The 14,196-nt window shown below is 45.3% G+C and carries 14 protein-coding genes; 3 read left to right on the top strand and 11 right to left on the bottom strand.

All coding sequences use genetic code 11. The annotated features are described in order from the left end of the window. Positions 1 to 28: 28 nt before the first annotated feature. From MRK00_08135 to MRK00_08090, 10 genes are all read right to left on the bottom strand, one after another. On the bottom strand, positions 29 to 2,626 hold the full coding sequence (locus MRK00_08135) for a glycosyltransferase family 39 protein (GenBank protein ID MDR4517340.1): 2,598 nt from the start codon (positions 2,624 to 2,626) through the stop codon (positions 29 to 31). 40 nt (positions 2,627 to 2,666) lie between these two features. Then, entirely contained in the window at positions 2,667 to 3,674 is a 1,008-nt protein-coding gene (gene mltG / locus MRK00_08130; protein ID MDR4517339.1) for an endolytic transglycosylase MltG, read from the bottom strand. Positions 3,675 to 3,692: 18 nt separating this feature from the next. Further along, positions 3,693 to 4,934 carry a beta-ketoacyl-ACP synthase II gene (gene fabF, locus MRK00_08125; GenBank protein MDR4517338.1) on the bottom strand — a complete coding sequence of 414 codons (1,242 nt, stop codon included), beginning with the start codon at positions 4,932 to 4,934 and terminating at the stop codon, positions 3,693 to 3,695. A 28-nt stretch (positions 4,935 to 4,962) separates the two neighbouring features. Then, positions 4,963 to 5,202: an acyl carrier protein gene (acpP, locus tag MRK00_08120; GenBank protein ID MDR4517337.1), complete on the bottom strand. Its 240-nt coding sequence runs from the start codon at positions 5,200 to 5,202 to the stop codon at positions 4,963 to 4,965. A gap of 161 nt (positions 5,203 to 5,363) precedes the next feature. Next, positions 5,364 to 6,101, bottom strand: a complete 738-nt coding sequence (gene fabG / locus MRK00_08115) for a 3-oxoacyl-ACP reductase FabG (GenBank protein ID MDR4517336.1) — start codon at positions 6,099 to 6,101, stop codon at positions 5,364 to 5,366. 63 nt (positions 6,102 to 6,164) lie between these two features. Then, complete coding sequence (gene fabD / locus MRK00_08110; protein ID MDR4517335.1) at positions 6,165 to 7,103, bottom strand: ACP S-malonyltransferase; 939 nt, start codon at positions 7,101 to 7,103, stop codon at positions 6,165 to 6,167. Between the two features lie 3 nt (positions 7,104 to 7,106). Then, positions 7,107 to 8,063 carry a ketoacyl-ACP synthase III gene (locus MRK00_08105; GenBank protein ID MDR4517334.1) on the bottom strand — a complete coding sequence of 319 codons (957 nt, stop codon included), beginning with the start codon at positions 8,061 to 8,063 and terminating at the stop codon, positions 7,107 to 7,109. A gap of 56 nt (positions 8,064 to 8,119) precedes the next feature. Further along, the gene (gene plsX / locus MRK00_08100) at positions 8,120 to 9,133 is read right to left on the bottom strand and encodes a phosphate acyltransferase PlsX (GenBank protein ID MDR4517333.1); all 1,014 of its coding nucleotides are present in this window, start codon (positions 9,131 to 9,133) and stop codon (positions 8,120 to 8,122) included. 72 nt (positions 9,134 to 9,205) lie between these two features. Continuing rightward, positions 9,206 to 9,388 (bottom strand): 50S ribosomal protein L32, encoded by a 183-nt coding sequence (gene rpmF, locus MRK00_08095; protein MDR4517332.1) that lies wholly within the window; start codon positions 9,386 to 9,388, stop codon positions 9,206 to 9,208. A 13-nt stretch (positions 9,389 to 9,401) separates the two neighbouring features. After that, positions 9,402 to 9,917 carry a YceD family protein gene (locus MRK00_08090; protein ID MDR4517331.1) on the bottom strand — a complete coding sequence of 172 codons (516 nt, stop codon included), beginning with the start codon at positions 9,915 to 9,917 and terminating at the stop codon, positions 9,402 to 9,404. A 41-nt stretch (positions 9,918 to 9,958) separates the two neighbouring features. On the opposite strand from MRK00_08090, the gene MRK00_08085 reads away from it, so the two are divergent. The 3 genes from MRK00_08085 (at position 9,959) to zapD (ending at position 12,837) form a co-directional block, all read left to right on the top strand. After that, complete coding sequence (locus MRK00_08085) at positions 9,959 to 10,570, top strand: Maf family nucleotide pyrophosphatase (GenBank protein MDR4517330.1); 612 nt, start codon at positions 9,959 to 9,961, stop codon at positions 10,568 to 10,570. Between the two features lie 146 nt (positions 10,571 to 10,716). Beyond that, complete coding sequence (locus MRK00_08080) at positions 10,717 to 11,907, top strand: TIGR03087 family PEP-CTERM/XrtA system glycosyltransferase (GenBank protein ID MDR4517329.1); 1,191 nt, start codon at positions 10,717 to 10,719, stop codon at positions 11,905 to 11,907. A gap of 174 nt (positions 11,908 to 12,081) precedes the next feature. Further along, positions 12,082 to 12,837 carry a cell division protein ZapD gene (zapD, locus tag MRK00_08075; protein MDR4517328.1) on the top strand — a complete coding sequence of 252 codons (756 nt, stop codon included), beginning with the start codon at positions 12,082 to 12,084 and terminating at the stop codon, positions 12,835 to 12,837. Between the two features lie 221 nt (positions 12,838 to 13,058). On the opposite strand, the gene MRK00_08070 is transcribed toward zapD, so the two are convergent. After that, on the bottom strand, positions 13,059 to 13,865 hold the full coding sequence (locus tag MRK00_08070; protein ID MDR4517327.1) for a hypothetical protein: 807 nt from the start codon (positions 13,863 to 13,865) through the stop codon (positions 13,059 to 13,061). Positions 13,866 to 14,196 lie beyond the last annotated feature (331 nt).

Here is a 14,196-nt window from a genome sequence, read left to right as displayed (position 1 = left end):
ATCTACCCTGCTCAAAATTCTTATTGTTTCAAATCGGTATTCCGCCAAACCCTTTTGAAATACGATAATACACACGCCTCAGTAATATACCATCCCTCTGGATCATTCGATATTTAATTTCGCCTGGCTGAACAAGCATTTGCTTCAAATTATCGCCGTCCCTGATCCGCTCAATTTGAATCGCTTTCATACCGATCTGGATAATTGGCCGATTGGTAGGTGGCTGCGATGGAAACCAGAGGTTATACATCGCACCACTATCGCCAAATAAATTACGCGAACGAATATCCAGATTGCCGCGCGCATGGTTATAAAAATACAAACTGCTGGCTACCGACCATTTGCTCATCCCGACGATAATAGGCTCCTGTTGTGTCTGTTGCCTGACTTCTTCAGCAATTTTCTCGACTTCGAGTGTTGTTTCGCGCCAGAAATAATGCTCGGTAAAAAAGTGATACGGTAATCCAGGTATGCCCAGCACAAGATAATGCAGGGCAAATGCATAGACAAACAAGCAAGCTGCAATAGTAATCCGCCATGTTTTCTGCAACCATTCCGACAACTTGCCCGAGCTGGTTGCATAACCCATCATTGCTGCAACAGAAGGCAGTACCGCAAACCAGACAGGTCCGGTCCAGTGAAATTTCGGATGATCAAAAATACTGAAAATGAAGAAAATAAAAAGCGGAACGCCGGTAAGAATCTGAACAAACAACTGTTTTCTTGCTGGCAACATGTGTTTTACCGCATCATCATCCTTAAAACCGCTTGAGCGCAACGCCAGTATGGCGGCTAAGAAACCTATGGGCGTCAGCAGGATCATGATATAAACCATAAAATAATGCACTGAAAACTGACTTTGATCTGCCACATGCCGAGTTGTCTGGAACATAAAGGAGGTCCACTCATGCTGAAAATTCCAGATCAGTACTGGCGAAAAAATAAGCAATGCAAGAATAGCTGCGAGATAAGGATGCGGACGAACCAGCCAGCGACGCGCGACCGGATCGATCAAAACATAACACAACGCCGCCAAACCGAGCAAAGCCAGCGTATACTTTGACAATAAACCCAGGCCAAATGCAATGCCCATCCCCAGCCATGCAGATCGCTGACCCGCAACCAACGCTCGCTCCATAAAATAAAGCGTTGCTATCCATGTCGCAGCCAACGGCGCATCCGGTGTCATTATGAAACCGGACAGAAATCCCAGCGGTAACACGGAAAACAGCAATACCGCCCGCATTGCAGTAGACTTGTCGTACAAGTTCTGCGCGTAAGCATACAGAAAACCCAGAGCGATCAGATTGCACACAAATGCACCCGCACGCACGCCGGCCTCGTTATCGCCCAGCACCGCTGTGCCCAGCCAGATCAGCCACGCAACCATGGGCGGATGATCATAAAAACTCAAATCCATATGTTGCGCATATTGCCAATAATAGGCTTCATCAGGAATCAATTGCGCAAGCCCCAGATAAATCAAACGCAGTACGATACAAAATGAAACAACGCCTATCGCTGCGACCCGCCAGCGTATATTGAGTGACGGTCGATACTTTTCGTCCGGAAAAACATAAAAAGCGGAACCCAGATAATTAACAAGCGCGGTTGTCATAATTGCGGGAAATATAGCGAGTGAAGGCGGCAAATGTCCAATATAAACGAACAAAGCCAGTACCCCGCCACGCAACAAAAGCGCAAGCACGCCCACCGTTAAGAAACGGCCGAACCGGTGCCATTGTAGATAACTGGCATGCTGCTGGCGGAATGCCCAGGTTGCATTCAACGTATAATTCACACTCACAGCAACAAAAAAACTGACAAAATGCGCCAGTGCAAGCCCGGCTTCATGATCAATCATCCACTTGAAAACAAGGATATCCACCATTACACCCAGCAATCCGACGAGCGCAAAACGTCCGGCTGTACGCCGGGTTACCGCACCACCCGCCAATGTCATCAGGCGCTGCATATAAGCCAGTTGATGAGAAAACGATAGCTTTGAAGTCCCACGCACACGGTCGCGAAAGCAGATCGGTATTTCCTTGATGCGCAAATTGCCATCATTAGCCATCAAGATTTCGAGCAAAATTTTGTAACCATGAGCCTGTTTGGAAACAGTTGCCGCCAATTCCTTGCGAAATGCAAAAAAACCGGATGTTGCGTCACTGACATCGCAAAACGGGCGCGCTAACCAGCCCCCCATTCGCGACAACAGTTGCCTATAAACTGGCCAGTTATGCGTGTTGCCGCCGTTGATATAACGGCTGCCGATAACCACATCGTAGCCGTCTTGCAGTATGGGCGTCACTAGGGCATTTAATTGTTCATGCGGATGACTGAGATCGGCATCCATGACTACAATCACATCGCTGCGTGCCACATCTGCACCGGTCAAAATGGAAGTGGTTAAATCCGGTTTTCCGGTCCTCTCGATCAGTTGGATATTAGAATACTTCTGCCAGGCGCGAATTTTGTCAGGCGTGCCGTCGCTTGAACTGTCGTCGACAAAAATGACTTCAAAATTGTCCGATGGAATATTCAGTGCGAAAAGCCGGGTTAACAATAAATCAATATTTTCTGATTCGTTCAGTGTGGGTACTACGATTGAAAACTGTGTCATGCAGCGCCACAAAATGCTAATTTTTGTTTTAACACCATGATTAATTATTTCGCCGTCTCTGATATTTGTTTACTGCACGGTTATGGTCTGCCAGATTAGTAGAAAATTTTGACTCTCCGTTGCCTTTCGCCACAAAATAAAGTGCATCTGTCGTGGCGGGATTTACAGCTGCATATATCGATGCAAGTCCCGGCATGGCAATCGGAGTCGGTGGCAGCCCTCCCCGGGTATAGGTATTAAAAGCATGGTCTGTTTGCAGATCTTTTTTGCGCAAATTACCGTCGAATTGATCACCGAGACCGTAAATTACGGTCGGATCCGTTTGCAACCGCATACCGATACGCAAACGATTGATAAAAACGCCGGCAATCTCCGCACGATCGCTTTCCAAGCCGGTTTCTTTCTCAACGATGGATGCCAGAATAAGCGCCTCGTATGGCGACTTCAGCGGCAGAGAATCCATGCGTTCCAACCAGGCTGCTTGTAGATGGTTCTGCATGGTTTGATAGGCACGCTGCAGAATTTCAATATCCGTACTGTTTTTGACAAAATAATAGGTATCAGGGAAAAACATGCCTTCGGCAAATTCTTCGTTGGCACCGAGTAGTTGCATGATTTCCGCATCACTCAGATCGGCGGTTGTATTTCGTATATCCGGATGATCATACAATGCCGTTCTGAATTGGGAAAAAGTCCAACCTTCCACAAACATGACTTTATTCTGTCGGATATCGCCCTTGATCAAATAGTCCAGCAATGCAATTTGTGAAAGATTTTCGGTCAGCCAATAGTCACCGGCTTTGATTGCCGACTCTTTACCTTGGTAGCGCGCCAGCAGTATAAAAGACCATTGATCGGGAAGAATGCCTGCATCATGCAATTTCCGGGCAATCTGTTTCAGGTTGCTACCGGAATCAATCGAGAATTCATAGGGAATTTCTGGCAGTACGATATCGCGATGATAATGATGATAAAGCCACCCCGAGATCAGAGTGGCTACAAGAAGGAAACTTAAAAAAATAATGAAAAGGCGTTTAAGCGTACGCATGCGCCATCAAATTAAACGTTACATTTTTCGAAATACTAGCGTTCCATTGGTGCCACCAAATCCAAAGGAATTAGACAATGCAACATTAATATTCATTCTTCGTGCTTCGTTGGGGACATAATCAAGGTCACACTGTGGATCCTGATTATCCAGATTGATTGTCGGTGGAGAAATTTGATGATAAATAGCCAACGCAGAAAAAATGGCTTCAATACCGCCTGCCGCACCCAGCAGATGTCCAGTCATTGATTTTGTTGAATTTACAGCAAGTTTCTTGGCATGTTCACCAAAACACCGTTTTACTGCAATGGTCTCTGCAATATCACCTAAAGGTGTTGATGTGCCATGCGCATTGACATAGTCAACTTCTGATAGATCAATCTTTGAATTTTTAAGCGCATTTATCATGCAACGCGCAGCACCTTCACCATCTTCACTCGGTGCAGTCATATGATAAGCATCTGCACTCATGCCGAAACCGGCCAACTCGGCATAAATGGTCGCACCCCTGCGTTTGGCATGCTCCAATTCTTCCAGTACCAGCACGCCGGCACCTTCGCCCAACACAAAACCATCGCGCGCCTGATCCCACGGCCGACTCGCCGCCTCGGGATTATCATTACTCACCGACAATGCCTTGGCAGCTGCAAAACCCCCAATCGCCAAAGGTGTAACACAGGACTCGGCGCCGCCACAAATCATGATATCCGCATCGTCATATTCAATCATCCGTGCCGAACTTCCGATACTATGCGTCGCTGTCGTGCATGCGGTCACGATTGCAATGTTAGGGCCCTTATACCCATACTTTATGGATAGATTTCCCGAAATCATGTTGATAATCGTACTCGGAATGAAAAAAGGCGAAATTTTTCGGGGTCCACCCTTATGATAGGCTTCATCCATATGTTCAATCATCGGCAGACCGCCAATGCCCGAACCGATATTCACACCGATGCGTTCGGCTTCCAGCTCGGATATATCTTCTATACCCGCATCCTTGATTGATTGGGTTGCTGCAGCCATACCGTAGTGGATAAAAATATCCATCCGGCGCGCCTCTTTGGATGGAAGATATTCACTGATATCAAAATCATCCACCTCTCCGGCAATCTGAGAAGCAAAAGCTGATGCATCAAAACGGGTAATGCGGGAAATACCGGACTTGCCGGCCACGATATTTTCCCATGCTCCTGAAATTGTGTTTCCAACGGGTGAGACAATTCCCATCCCGGTAACAACCACCCTGCGTTTGGACAAAATGACTCCGTTGAATTACGTAATATAATTAATTGCTTGCGTTCTCACTGACATAGTCAATCGCTTCCTGGACGGTATTGATTTTTTCGGCCTGCTCGTCTGGAATCTCGCATTCAAATTCTTCTTCTAGCGCCATCACGAGTTCCACTGTATCCAGTGAATCTGCACCCAAATCGTTCACAAATGATGATTCGTTTTTTACTTCCTCTTCTTTTACACCAAGTTGCTCAGCTACGATTTTTTTTATGCGCTGTTCTATGTTTTCCATTTAAATGCTTCCTTCTAAGTAAGAAATAGATCTCGTATTTTAACAAATTTTAAAATTCTGCAAAACAAGAAAATAAACTGAAACAATACCTGCAGCAGAAAAAAATATTACAGGAATATTACTAAAAAACAAATACCTGCAATCATTATTCATACAACCTGTTAATCCATATACATACCACCATTCACATGCAGTGTAGAACCGGTAATATAGCCCGCCGCAGACGATGCAAGAAAAGCCACCGCTGCAGCAACCTCTTCCGATTGCCCCAGCCGTCCCAAAGGCACATGCTGGATCAGGCTTTGTTGTTGCGCTTCACTGAGCGCACGGGTCATGTCTGTATCAATGAATCCCGGCGCAATACAATTTACCGTGATATTACGGCTTCCCACTTCGCGCGCCAATGATTTACTGAAACCGAATATGCCCGCTTTGGCAGCAGCATAATTTGTCTGTCCTATATTTCCAATAGAACCGACAACAGAAGAAATATTAATAATGCGTCCATAACGTGCTTTCATCATGGCTCGAAGTACTGCCCTGCTTAGTCGGAAAGCCGATTTAAGATTGGTTTCCATGATATCGTCCCATTCCTCATCCTTCATCCGCACCAGGAGATTATCACGGGTAATACCTGCATTGTTGACCAGAATTTCAATTTCACCGAATTTCTCGCGAATAGTCTCAAACGCACTGTTGATTTGATCAGTATCATTGACATTCAAAACAACACCCATACCGCGAACCCCTGCACTGTGCAAATACTGGCCGATCGCTTCCGCACCATTTTGAGTCGTCGCAGTACCCATTACAGTAGCGCCATGTTGCCCCAGTTTCTGTGCAATAGCCTGTCCTATACCCCGACTGGCGCCTGTCACCAATGCTACTTTATTTTCCAAATCGTTCCTCCATTACACCTATCGCTGCCTGATAGCTGTAGGCATTGTTCCTTGCATATCCAGTTATTTGAAATTGGCCACCGCCTGCCTGATTGCCTCACTGCTGGTCAGCGACACATGTTGCAAATTACGATCAATACGTTTATTGAGCCCGGTTAAAATGTTTCCCGGACCACTCTCGACACTATGTGTGATCCCTTCCGCTGCAAAAGCCTTTATCGTATCGACCCAACGAACGGGACTGAACAGTTGCCTGGTCAAAATAGCCTTAATCGAATCCACATCATCGTGCGACTTTGCGTCAACATTATGCAGGATCGGAATATCCGGCGATCGTAATGACACTTGTTCGAGCTGTTGCTGCATTTTCTCGGCCGCAGGTTTCATGAGCTGACAATGCGACGGAATACTCATTGGCAGCATTACGGCGCGCTTGGCCCCTTTTTCCTTGGCCAGTTCAATACCTTTCAAAACTGCATTCTTATGCCCTGCAATAACCACCTGCCCCGGCGAATTAAAGTTGGCCGGCTCCAGAGATTCCTGATTGTTTAACGCCACGACCTCCTGGCATACTGTTTCTACAGCCGCATCTTCCAATCCAAGTATGGCGGCCATACCGCCAACACCTTCCGGTACAGCCTGTTGCATGACCTGTCCACGAAAACGAACCAGTTTAAGTCCATCAGCAAAGCTTAACGCACCCGACGCAACCAGTGCGGTATATTCACCCAGACTGTGTCCCGCCAAAAGCGCAGGTTTTTCACCCCCCATGGCTTCCCAGGCACGATACACAGCCACTCCCCCCATTAACATCAACGGCTGTGTATTCACTGTCAGATTCAGGTCTTCTACAGGTCCGTCGTTAACCAACGCCCAGAAATCCTGTGCAAGAACATCCGATGCCTCAACAAATGTATCACGTATGATCGGTAAATCATCGTAACCGGCCATCATACCGACCGATTGCGAACCCTGACCGGGAAAAACGAATGCAAATTTCATTGATTACCAGCGCAGCAGTACCGCCCCCCATGTGAAACCACCGCCAACACCTTCTAGCAGCACAAGCTGATCCTTATGGATACGGCCATCCCTCACCGCCATATCCAGTGCCAGAGGAATAGAAGCCGCGGATGTATTGCCGTGTTTGTCAACGGTTACAACGACTTTGTCCAAGGGTATACCCAGTTTCTGTGCCGTTGAACGAATAATGCGAATATTGGCCTGATGCGGTATCAGCCAGTCGATATCCGAAGGTGTCAACTTGTTTTCTTCAACCGCCTCATGCACAACATCTTCCAGCACTTTGACCGCAAATTTAAAAACCGTTCCGCCTTCCATATTGATATAGGGATCGCCCTGAACCACACCACCACCGATACTGCCTGGAACCGAAAGCACATCCTTGTAACTGCCGCTGGCATGCAAATGACTTGATAAAATACCGGGTTCTTCACTTTGAGAAAGCACAACCGCACCGGCGCCATCGCCAAACAAAACACAGGTGCTTCGATCTTTCCAATCCAATATTTTGGAGTAAATTTCAGCGCCGACAATCAGCGCATTCCGGCATTTGCCGGAACTGACAAACATATCGGCAGTCGCCAGCGCATAAACAAAACCACTGCAAACAGCCTGTACATCGAACGCCGGACAATGATCTATACCCAGTTTATCTTGCAAAATACACGCGGTGCTCGGAAAAATCATATCCGGTGTAGTCGTTGCCACAATGATTAAATCAATATCCTTATTGGTCACACCCGCCGCTTTCATTGCTTCTTGACTGGCAAAATACGCCAAATCACTGGCCTTTTGATCATCACGCGCAATATGACGCTGCGTAATTCCCGTGCGCGAGCGTATCCATTCATCACTTGTTTCCACCATCTTTTCCAAGTCATGATTGGTTAGAATCTTTTCCGGCAAATAGCTGCCTGTACCTACGATACGTGAATACATTTGGTTAACAGTTTTCGTTACGTTATATCTTTCTCTTGGAAATCGTTATTATTCTTTCAGGATTGTCTGGACAACTCGGCCACACGTTCAGTGATACGGCGCAACATACCGCCGCGCACTTCGTCGGCCGCACGTTTAATTGCTGAACGAAATGCAAAAACGTCAGCAGACCCGTGACTTTTAATGACAATACCTTTTAGCCCCAGGAAGCTTGCGCCATTATACTGGCGGTGATCCACCCGGCGTTTAAATGCGTTGATTACAGGCAGGGCAACCACACCGGCAAGCTTGGTCAGCAAATTACGTTTAAACTCTTCGCGCAGATACGTAGCCAGCATTTGCGCCAGACCCTCGGATGTTTTAAGCGTCACATTTCCGACAAAGCCGTCGCAGACAACGACATCTGTCGTCCCTTTATAAATGTCATCGCCTTCTACATTACCATAAAAGTTAAGTCCGCTACCACGCAGCAAGTCTGCTGCCTGTTTAACGATTTCGTTACCTTTGATTTCTTCTTCGCCAATATTCAACAACCCTACACTAGGCGCAGTTTTATTTTCTACGGATGAGACCAATGATGCGCCCATAACCCCGAATTGTAACAGGTGTTCGGCTGTGCAATTGACATTTGCGCCCAAATCGAGCACATAAGTATGACCTGTGATAGTTGGCAAAACAACGGCCAGTGCTGGACGATCAATCCCGGGAATTGTTTTCAAAACGAAACGCGAGGTTGCCAGCAATGCGCCTGTATTTCCAGCACTGATACAGGCCTGGGCTTCACCTGTCTTGACCAGATTAATCGAAACGCGCATGGAAGAGTCTTTTTTGTTACGCAAAGCCAGCGCAGGAGATTCATCCATACCCACGACCTCACTTGCCGGATGGATTCTAACACGCGTTCCGGGTTTGAATTTTGCAACCTGTAATTCAGCTTCAATCGCTTCGGGAATACCTACCAGAATAATATTCGCTTCGGGATCATGTTTTAGATAATCAATCGCTGAAGGTACTGTCACATGAGGACCATGATCGCCCCCCATGCAATCTATCGCGACCGTGATATCCAATTTCGAAGCCTTTTTGGCGCGCCGTTCATCTACACTTAAGATTCAATAAACCACAAATTGCTGAAAAATTGTTTAATCGTCGGATTTGGTTTGAACGACCTTTTTACCGCGATAATAGCCATTCGGGCTGATATGATGACGCAGATGAACCTCTCCTGTGCTGGGTTCAATGGCTAATGGTGGATTTTTCAAAGCATCATGCGATCGATGCATCCCCCTTTTTGAAGGGGATTTTTTATTTTGTTGCACTGCCATACACTATAACTCCTTACTTTACTCTATCTTTCTTCAGCGCTTCTAAAGCTGCAAACGGATTCTCTGATTCTGCATCCTCACGCGCCTTATAGCGCTCCGGATCATGTATTTCACATTCACCTTCATTATGTCGCGACGAGATCGATAAACTTAATATAATCTCATCTTCAATCAAATCCGTCACATCCATGTCCACGGTTGCCAAAACGGCATCAACTGTACCGTCCCTGTCCATTTGAGCCAGCTCATTTTCAGTTTCAACCAGCAGCAGGGATGTATTAATATCCAGCATATGCGACAAACCGCCCAGACACCGTTGACAGTTAAGATACATCTCACCGGCAACCTGTATATGCAGACAAGGTTTGTTATTCTGGTCCAGCGCACCAATTACCCGGTAGCTCACTTCACCTTTGTTTTCATACAGAAAGTCCTGTATGCGTTCCAGATCAGCAAGCCGGATTTTACCATGATGCTCCCCTGCTTTGCGCACAAAATCAAGCGGATCTATTACAAATGATACAGACATAAGGCGCGCATGTTATATTTTTTATCTTTCAGTGTCAAAAAATGCAAAAAGAAACTTTGAAAATACAAAAAATTACTCAAAAAATCGTCCTCGGATCCAGCTCAATTTACCGCCGGGAACTGTTGCAGCGCTTGCAACTACCCTTTGAAACCGACAATCCGCAGGTTGACGAATCAGTGCTCCCTAATGAAACGCCTGAAGAAACAGCCCTGCGTCTGGCCGAGGCCAAAGCACGGTTTGTCGCCCAAAAATTTTCACAGGCGCTGATTATCGGGTCTGATCAGGTCGCAGTATTGAATGGCGTCCATCTCGGCAAACCGTTGACACATGGGAATGCAGTTAAGCAATTGCAACGCATTCGCGGACAGAAAGTTACTTTCAGTACCGCATTATGTCTATTAAACAGTCACACAGGCCGACTGCAAGCCCGGGTAGTTCCGTATCACGTCAAATTCCGCCAACTGAGCGATCAGCAAATTGAAAATTATCTCACCAAGGAGCAGCCCTACCACTGTGCCGGCAGCGCAAAATCAGAAGGCCTCGGCATCGCACTCATCGAACAGATGAACGGCGACGATCCCAACGCACTGATCGGCTTGCCGCTGATCGCGCTCATCGAAATGTTGAGCAATGAAGGCGTCAGCGTAATCTAATCCGATAAAGTCATAAGGTACTGACAAATCCACCAAACCCGGCAATATCAAACCGAAAGAGTAACCAGTACACCATGGTACAGTTGACGGCGCACCAGGATTGATGTGTAATCAAATCCGTCATCCCACAACAAACAGTTCATCCAATGAATATTTTATACATCTGCCACCGTTTTCCATACCCTCCTGAAGGCGGCGGAAAAGTTCGCGCGTTTCATATGATTAAGCACTTGACCGAACAAGGCCACAAAGTATGGGTTGCCTCGCTTGCCAGATCACAGCAGGAGTTCGATGAATGCGCCGGCATCGCAGAATACTGTCATCAATATACGATAGGCCTGGTTAATGAATCCGTACAATGGGCGCGAATGATTGCGTATTTGCCGACACCCATGCCATCCTCGTTGGCTTATTTTTACAGCAGCAAACTAAAAAAACAGATCAATGCCTGGCTGGATACAGAGAATTTTGACGCGATCTTTGTTCATTGTTCGGCTGTCGCACACTATGTGGAAAATGTCCAAAATATTCCCAAAATACTTGACTATGCCGATATGGATTCCCAGAAATGGCTCATCTATAGAAGTTTCAAACCTTTTCCCCTAAACTGGGGATATTGGCTGGAAGGGACAAAACTGATGTATTCCGAGAAATCGCTTGCGTCCAAATTTGATTTGTCCACCTGCATTACAAAGGCCGAACTGGAAACACTTGACAGCTTTAACACGGCAAAAAAAACTGACTGGTTTCCCAATGGCGTGGACGCCGAGTTTTTTAAACCGGACGGCACTCAATACGATCCGCATAGCATTTCTTTTATTGGCCGCATGGACTACTATCCCAATCAACAGTGCATGCTCGAATTCTGTCATCAGACTTTACCGCTGATTCAGGAGAAAATACCTGAAGCAAAACTTTATATTGTTGGCGCAGAACCGCCCCGGGAAATACGCGAACTAGAAAACATTCCCGGCGTTATTGTAACCGGCAGCGTAGAAGATGTACGCCCATACGTTCTAAAAACTGCCGCAATGGTTGCACCGCTCAATATCGCGCGCGGAACACAAAATAAAATTCTGGAGGCAATGGCCATGGGCGTTCCCGTCGTATCCAGCACACTGGCTGCAGGCGGCGTCGATGCAATACCCGGCGAACATTTTTTGACCGCCGACACACCGGCAGAATATGCCGAGAAACTCACCAGTCTTATGGAATCCGCTCCCTTAAGAGACAAACTTGCCAAAGTGGGCAGAGAAAGAATGCTCTCAAATCATTCCTGGCATGAGAGTATGAAAAAAATGGAAGCACTCATTTTAAGCTGCATCAAAAAAACATAACACAAAACGTTTTCTTGAATTATCTTTACGATGAATCCTTAAAGCAAATCCAGACAAAAAAGCTCGTTTCACCTTGCACCTTGGCCACTAATTCGATTATTACCAAATTTTCATTTGTATAATTTTATCGCTTAAGGCAAGATTTGGTTTTATCGTCTAAAAAAATATTCCATCGTGATCTGCTACGAACACCCGCTCAATGAACGCATCCGTACCCTGTTACGATTAGAAGACCTGTTCAAAAAAATAGACTTCTTCTCCGCCAAGGATTCTCCGCTACAACATCATGCTTCGCTGATGACGTTGTTTGAGGTACTGGAAGTCACCAGCCGTTCGGATATCAAAACCGATTTATTACAGGAATTGGAACGGCAAAAGCAGATGCTCGAAACACTACGCAAAAACCCGAATATTTCAGAAACGGCGCTGGATGATGTTCTGGATAATATCCAGACCACTTTTCGATCCATGCTGGAAATATCCGGCAAGGTTGGCGAGTATCTGCGCGATAACGAATGGCTTATGACCATCAAACAGCGCACCAGCATTCCGGGCGGCGTATGTGAGTTTGACCTGCCGTCCTACCATTACTGGTTGAATCTGGATCCGGCCATGCGCCGGAAGGATTTCAACGAATGGCTGGCTCCCATGCTGCCCATTCGCAACGCATTTGGAATCGTGCTCTATCTATTGAGAAGCAGTGGAAAAACCACACAAAACATTGCCCATCAGGGCATTTTCCAGCAGCCTGGAAGCGATTATTTCGCGCATTTGCTGCGCGTCAGAGTCAACGAAGATTTTCCTTGCGTTCCAGAAATCAGCGCCAACAAGTATGCACTGAATATCCGCTTTATTCCCTCGCAATCCGGGCAACGCGCAAAAGTTTACGAGAAAGATGTCGCATTTGAACTGACGTTTTGTAATCTTTAGCATTGTTTCAATTAATCCCACAAGATGATTATGATAAAACGCATTCGGAAATTTTAAACGGAGCGGGCTTGACAGAGACTGAAGCATACACTTATTTTTTCTTGATTCGCGACCCCAGTTTTCCTCAAACAATTACCATTATTAAAATAGCATTGATGCATGTGAAAATAATTCCTAAAGAAACTGCCTAAAAAAATACAGGCTCACTTCTGACCTTATCTTTATAGCTCCTCTATCGAGATATTCCTGAATTCGAGAATTCCTACCGCTGAATTCCTATCTAGCCAAGTCTCAACCACTAAATCAAATTTTTTTATTTCATTAGCTCTTGTCGAAAGATTGGGGAATTTCATAGTCATGGTTACAGGCACATCTGCAATTAGAATAATACGTCGAAAGTCTCCTCTATTTGAAAGGACGACTTCATTCACACCATATTGCTCTCCGTAATTATCAAATACACGAGTTCCATAAATTTCAGTAAAATGACCAACTTTAGGATTAAAATAATTGTATCGATCCACAATAGTAACTAGACCCCTATCACGATATTTGCTGGTAAGTTCTAGAGTACACGCCAGCGTATTTCCATTTTCTCTGTTACAACCATTGAACGCATACTCCACGCCATGCAATGACTTGGTTACCTTCTGGTATGGTTTTTCCTGTACTTCTTTAGGGCTTTTTTCTTGTGATTTTCTCTGCAATGATTGATGAGCCTTAATACATTTAACGTATTCCTTATACATGTCAACTGCTGCTGTATCTCCCAGACCATCTCTATACATTGGCCCACCACCTTCCAGCTGCTTTAAAGCTAATTCCGCATTGGCACCGCTTTTAAGGAATTTAGCCTGCAGTTTACCTGCGTTTGAATTTTCATATTTACCACTACATATCGCGATAGCATCTCTAGTATCTTGACTAATTGGTCTTAAACCTTTTAATTCATTGGAGTTAGGTGTAATCGAACATCCCGTAATAAATAAAATAAAAATAAATTTCCCAAATATTTTTAAACTATGCATATACAACCTCAATTTCTCTAAAAAAACTATTCTCTCAAACAAATTTCCACGTTCGTAACCAGCATAAATTTAACAAAACCATTAAAAAGCAGTATAAACATCAATATGATATGCAAGATTTTATTATCGATGTCAAGTCAATCTTAGCAACAACAACCTTTTTAGCAAGAAAAAGAATTTCATTTCTACCTGTTCAAGAAGTATTAATACAATAAAAACTGGCAAAGCAAATTATTATCTTTATAACTCTATGTTTTTATTCAGAGGGCAGTTATGCCATATATTTGCTACGCACACTATGGGGTCGTCTTGCAATCATGCACGCACAAAG

Source organism: Nitrosomonas sp. (genome assembly GCA_031316255.1).
Taxonomy (GTDB): Bacteria; Pseudomonadota; Gammaproteobacteria; order Burkholderiales; family Nitrosomonadaceae; genus Nitrosomonas.
This window is presented reverse-complemented; position numbering and strand designations above follow the sequence as displayed.